This window comes from Vibrio genomosp. F10 str. 9ZD137, assembly GCF_049974785.1.
Taxonomy (GTDB): Bacteria; Pseudomonadota; Gammaproteobacteria; order Enterobacterales; family Vibrionaceae; genus Vibrio.
The window spans coordinates 1-4,820 of the sequence record NZ_JBNGCJ010000245.1 but is presented as its reverse complement, the minus strand read 5'-3'; the positions used below and the strand labels follow the sequence as shown (position 1 = coordinate 4,820).

6 protein-coding genes are annotated in these 4,820 nt (G+C 40.0%); 2 read left to right on the top strand and 4 right to left on the bottom strand.

Annotation, left to right across the window (positions count from 1 at the left end):
- Positions 1–71: 71 nt before the first annotated feature.
- The gene (locus ACP45E_RS03900) at positions 72–1,019 is read right to left on the bottom strand and encodes a DUF2971 domain-containing protein (RefSeq protein ID WP_017037339.1); all 948 of its coding nucleotides are present in this window, start codon (positions 1,017–1,019) and stop codon (positions 72–74) included.
- 123 nt (positions 1,020–1,142) lie between these two features.
- On the opposite strand from ACP45E_RS03900, the gene ACP45E_RS03895 reads away from it, so the two are divergent.
- Both ACP45E_RS03895 and ACP45E_RS03890 read left to right on the top strand, forming a co-directional pair.
- The gene (locus ACP45E_RS03895) at positions 1,143–1,511 is read left to right on the top strand and encodes a hypothetical protein (RefSeq protein ID WP_017037338.1); all 369 of its coding nucleotides are present in this window, start codon (positions 1,143–1,145) and stop codon (positions 1,509–1,511) included.
- Between the two features lie 9 nt (positions 1,512–1,520).
- Positions 1,521–2,711 (top strand): site-specific integrase, encoded by a 1,191-nt coding sequence (locus ACP45E_RS03890; protein ID WP_017037337.1) that lies wholly within the window; start codon positions 1,521–1,523, stop codon positions 2,709–2,711.
- Between the two features lie 67 nt (positions 2,712–2,778).
- Here the strand turns inward: ACP45E_RS03890 and ACP45E_RS03885 are convergent, their stop codons facing one another.
- From ACP45E_RS03885 to ACP45E_RS03875, 3 genes are read right to left on the bottom strand one after another with little or no spacing between them, the layout of a single operon-like run.
- On the bottom strand, positions 2,779–3,315 hold the full coding sequence (locus ACP45E_RS03885; protein WP_017037336.1) for a hypothetical protein: 537 nt from the start codon (positions 3,313–3,315) through the stop codon (positions 2,779–2,781).
- A 6-nt stretch (positions 3,316–3,321) separates the two neighbouring features.
- A complete protein-coding gene (locus ACP45E_RS03880; protein ID WP_038125886.1) occupies positions 3,322–3,666 on the bottom strand; it encodes an STAS-like domain-containing protein in 345 nt (114 codons plus the stop codon).
- Positions 3,645–4,646 carry a hypothetical protein gene (locus ACP45E_RS03875; protein ID WP_017037334.1) on the bottom strand — a complete coding sequence of 334 codons (1,002 nt, stop codon included), beginning with the start codon at positions 4,644–4,646 and terminating at the stop codon, positions 3,645–3,647. Before ACP45E_RS03875 ends, ACP45E_RS03880 begins: the two co-directional genes overlap by 22 nt.
- Positions 4,647–4,820 lie beyond the last annotated feature (174 nt).

The following is a 4,820-nucleotide window of genomic DNA, read 5'->3' as shown; positions in this document are numbered from 1 at the left end:
AGAGATTACAGGGCCAGTCTAGAGAGACCGACCCAGCGATCTAGGATTTTAGGATGGCTGCTCTGGGGAAGTTAAATTTTCCAATCAGGTACTTGGCCAAATATTTCTTGTCCTGACCTAGATGTTCGTGGCAAGCCATGTAGAAACTCACTATCTACAGGTTGCGTTTTTAGATCAAAACTTCCTCTATGTTGGTAGATCTCATAAAAAGACACACCGTCAGTTCTCCCTTCTAGCGCAGCTACAACAGCATGCTTAACGCCGCTGGAACAACGTAACCCAAAAGTAATATCTTTGAGAGCCAATGGTGAATCTTGAATCCCTCGTTTACTCAATAGACGCCATTCTTCTTCGTAACTCCATGGCAGAGCTTTCCGTAAAAGTACATTTTTATCGAGTTCCTCCCTGTAGTCATTCCGACCCTCCACAATTGCTTTTAATATTAAGCTTGTATGAATAATTCTATTTCCACCGTAAGTTACTTTATGGAGGTTGGGCTTGGGAGTTCGATTTAAATCATACCCTACACAAATCCCATGGTGCTGATCCCCGTAATGGCTCCAAAGTAAAGGGTTTAAATCAGACGAAGAGAAACAACAAATCCCTCTATCGTATTCCTTTAGAAGTTCTCTCTGTATCGCAAAAGTCAGCAAGTTACATTCCGCTTCATATTGGCCATTAGTATAATCAGGGTTAGTTGCGTGATATCTAATGTCCTCTAACTCGCGTTCTACATACTGTTCAACAACACTTAAAGCATGTAAATGTGCACTTTTCCCTTCTAAATTAGCCTTTTTCAACGAAGCTAATGTCTCAGACTCAACTCGTTTCTCTAACTGTCTACGATAAATTAAGCGTAATTCATCAAGGTTAGAGTCAGACTCTACACATGGTTGGCAGTCTAAAGGATCGTTGAAAGCAGCAGGATCAGAGAAAAATAATTGGTCAAGACATAGAGCCTCTAAGCTCAATTCACTAAACTTTTGGTACCTGTATACTTTCTTGGGGGGCTCCAACATAAGTAAACCTCTATTAGTCGTTAAGATACATACGTTATCACACTGAACTTATCTATCATTGCCGAATCATCAATAAAATCAAGATCATATTAACCATATGTTACCCATAACATGGAGTTAATTATGCTCAAAATAACCAATCTTCAACAAATCATAACCCTACCAATCACTACTACTCTGCAAGAACAAGTCAAATCCATACTCACCGAACCATTCCACGATGAAGCAGAAATCCAACAGGCATGGGATGAACTGCAATGTGAACTCTGGTTCCTCACCTCAATTAATGAGCTAAACGCTGTCGTCGTCGACGATATCGAACTACTGAAACGAGCTCTAACCTACACCGAATTCGAAGACGAAGACTATCTAGATTACGGAGCTTCTATATCCCTAAGCATTGTCGAGGACAGTGGTAAGGGTATCTACCTACTGATGTCTAAGACACTCCGCACTGAATTACATCAATATTTCTCAATCTCAGATGAGTAAGGGGGACTAATGCAATCACGTAAGTTCAAATTTAATAAACGCCAACTTGATTCATTACCGCCGACGCCGTCGACAAGCCGAAGCAAAGAAACTGAGTATACGGATGAGCTCTGTAGCGGCCTGAAAATAATTATCAACAGAAAAGGGAGACGTAGGTTCCTATTCAGGTACACCTATTTTGGTAAAAAAAAATCTGTTCAATTAGGCGAATATCCTGCGTTAGATATCAACACCGCTAGACAGATAGCTAATGACCACAAGCGAGAGATAGCACTGGGTAATGACCCCAAGGCAATGAGGGATGAAAAATCCAATGTACTAAGTTTTCAAGAATTTGCGGAAGAACACTACCTACCCTATGCCCGCATGAACAAACTCACTGCTAAGAATGATGTCGGTAACTTAAAACTACATTTCTACCCTAAATGGGGCAAGAAAAGCATCACCGATATCAACCAGCAAGACGTTCAAAAGCTACTCGATGGAGTTTTAGAAACAAGGAAACCATCCACTGTAAATCGTCTTCGGTCGCTCATTTTACGAATGTATAGGCTCGCAAAAGAATGGGGATTCGTGGACAAGAATCCGGGACAGTACATAAGGAAGCTTAAGGAGAATAATTTAAGAAACAGATTCCTGAACCGCAAAGAGGTTTCATCTTTCATCAAGGCATGTAACGAGGAACCCAATCGCACCCAAGGGAATGCCTTAAAATTCGCACTGCTTACTGGGATGAGAATTGGTGAGATTACTAACTCTAAGTGGGACTGTCTTACCGTCGACGACGACGACAATTGGAGCCTATTCCTACCCCATACAAAATCGGGGTTATCTAGGACGGTTCTGCTCAATAATTTAGCTAAGGAGGTAATAAATGACCAACGACGATTTCAGATACGTAAGAACCCCTATATCTTTGCCGGAGATGCACTCGGTAGACCTATCGCACATCCAAAGAAAGCATTCGCCCGAATCAAGAAAGCAGCAGGGATCTATGATGATTTCCGCATACACGACCTCAGGCACTCATTCGCTTCAATTTTAATCAATAGTGGTAACGCTACGCTCTATGATGTTCAGCATTTGCTTGGGCACCAGAGCCCTCAAACTTCGACTAGGTATGCTCATTTGGCGAGCTCTAGGTTGAGGGAGGTCAGTGCTAATGTGTCGGAGTTGGTAGGGGATGTGAGTCGTTCATGATTTTTACAACAATGGGAACTTAGGCCCATTGTTGTACCATTTCGTCAATCAATACATCGAACAAGGGCTATGAGTTAGGTAAAGGGACCCCAAATAATGAGCCTATTGCAAAAACTAAAGTAACCCAGACTGTAATCCAGAAAGTAATAGTAATTGGAAAATAAAGAGGTTTAAGCCTCTTAAACCATCCCCCTGCAAAGTAGTTACTATATTGCACTTCGATAGACTCTATTAGTTCTCTTGATAACTCAATAATATCATCTGATTTTATTGGGTCTGAGCTTAACCGCCTAAGAGAAGCTAGCTTTTTAGGTTCTAAAAAAGTGTAAGAAGTACGCGCCTTGAGGTATTTCGTTTTTGTTTCAACCGAGAACAGGTAAATATTCACTTTTTCTTGGAAGTTATATTCATCGTCTTGATTTTTTTGTGTAGTTAGATGTTGCTCGTTGACATATTTTATCAACTCTTCAAGTTTATCCACACATTTATCGCATAACGATCTAGCTTCAGTTCTCGTTGCTATTCGATCAGCATTAAAAAGTAAAAAGCCCCACCCCACGATCGTAAGCAGTGGAGCTAACCAGTTTTGTAATTCTAATTCCATAAACCCTTACTCAGAGGCTGCTTCTTCAAGCTCAATCCAACAAAGTTCTGGAATACTTGGTAACTGTATATGTTCAATCGTTAAATGTGTTCTTAAATAGCTTAAGGAGAACCCTTCGTCTCTAATTAAACCACCAAAAGCTTCAGAAATGAATGACGGGCCATAACGATTATAACCACTAAGGTTAACATGGACATTGTCATATTCTTTCAGTGCTTTCCGTAAAACATCTTCTCTAAATTCTTGTCCACTACCTTTTCCTTCATGACGATAGCGCCACTTGGGTCTAGGGTGGAATTCATCTACTACGTTTATAAATTTCTGTTCATTCATCGTATTTTTATATTCCATTGGACTAAGGTCCCAGAGATGGAACGTTTGTTGTTAATTAGATTAACATCTGTTTTAGTCTTATGATACATACCTTTGTTACTGTAAATCCATAGAACCCCGTCAGGAGTATCTTCAACTAAAGCTTGTATACTCTTACTTCCTTTACCGTGTTTTTTCTGTTTAGTTTGAGATTTACCCAGCTTCATAGATAGTTCTATCAAGTCAGCATCTGTACGAGAGGCTGCTCTTTGAAACAGTTCAGGGCTTTTATCGAGAAGATTATTGATCCAATCCTGTTGAAGTATAGTACTTGGAATACCAACGCCATCATCGTAAATAGCCAAGAAAAGTGTATCTTCATATACATTACATATAACCCACCAAGGCTTGCAGCTTTCCCTACATGGGTATGCATGGAGTTTAACGTTGCCAACGGTCTCAGATACAGCAGACCCTAGACGTTGCTCTTGATGTGCATCCAAGTCTTGAAATACGTTATCCCTAATATGATCTATAACGCACTCAAATTCCTCACCATCAGCTGTCCCCTTAACTATAGGTAGAGTTTTACCTACAGCTTCAAAAGATGGAGCGCACTGTTTTAAAGTCAACCTGCGCAAACCTGATACATTAATCGCTGTTTTGACATCACCTTTTAAGGAGTCAACATTTATACGTATCAGTTTCCGGTTCGGCTTCGAGAAATAAGAATCTAGTTTTGAGTATAACAATAAAAGCGCTGCAGCAGAAACATACCTTGTATCAGAAAAATCAAGTATGGCAGATGTGTATTCAGCAGTCTGAAATAGTCGCTCAAGAAAATCGAGCATTTCATCCATATTGTTCTCGTTGTATATATCTAGATTCTCCGGAACTGGAATATACTTATACCCCAGCACCTTAGGGCTATGCACTTTAAATGGATTGTAGCGGCATGACTTTCTTTTTTGATGCTTTTTTGTTCGCTTTTCCCACAATATATCTTCTCTAGAACTCATCTTTTCCTTACCTGTGAGATAGCTACTTAGCTTTTATAAAACAACAATATAAATTGATTGAATATGATAGCAAAATCATAGATATGAAAGTAGTGGCGTTATTTAAAAACCCATCACCCATCCTAAAATCCTAAGTCGCTGGGTCGGTCACTCTAGACTGGCCCTGTAATCTCT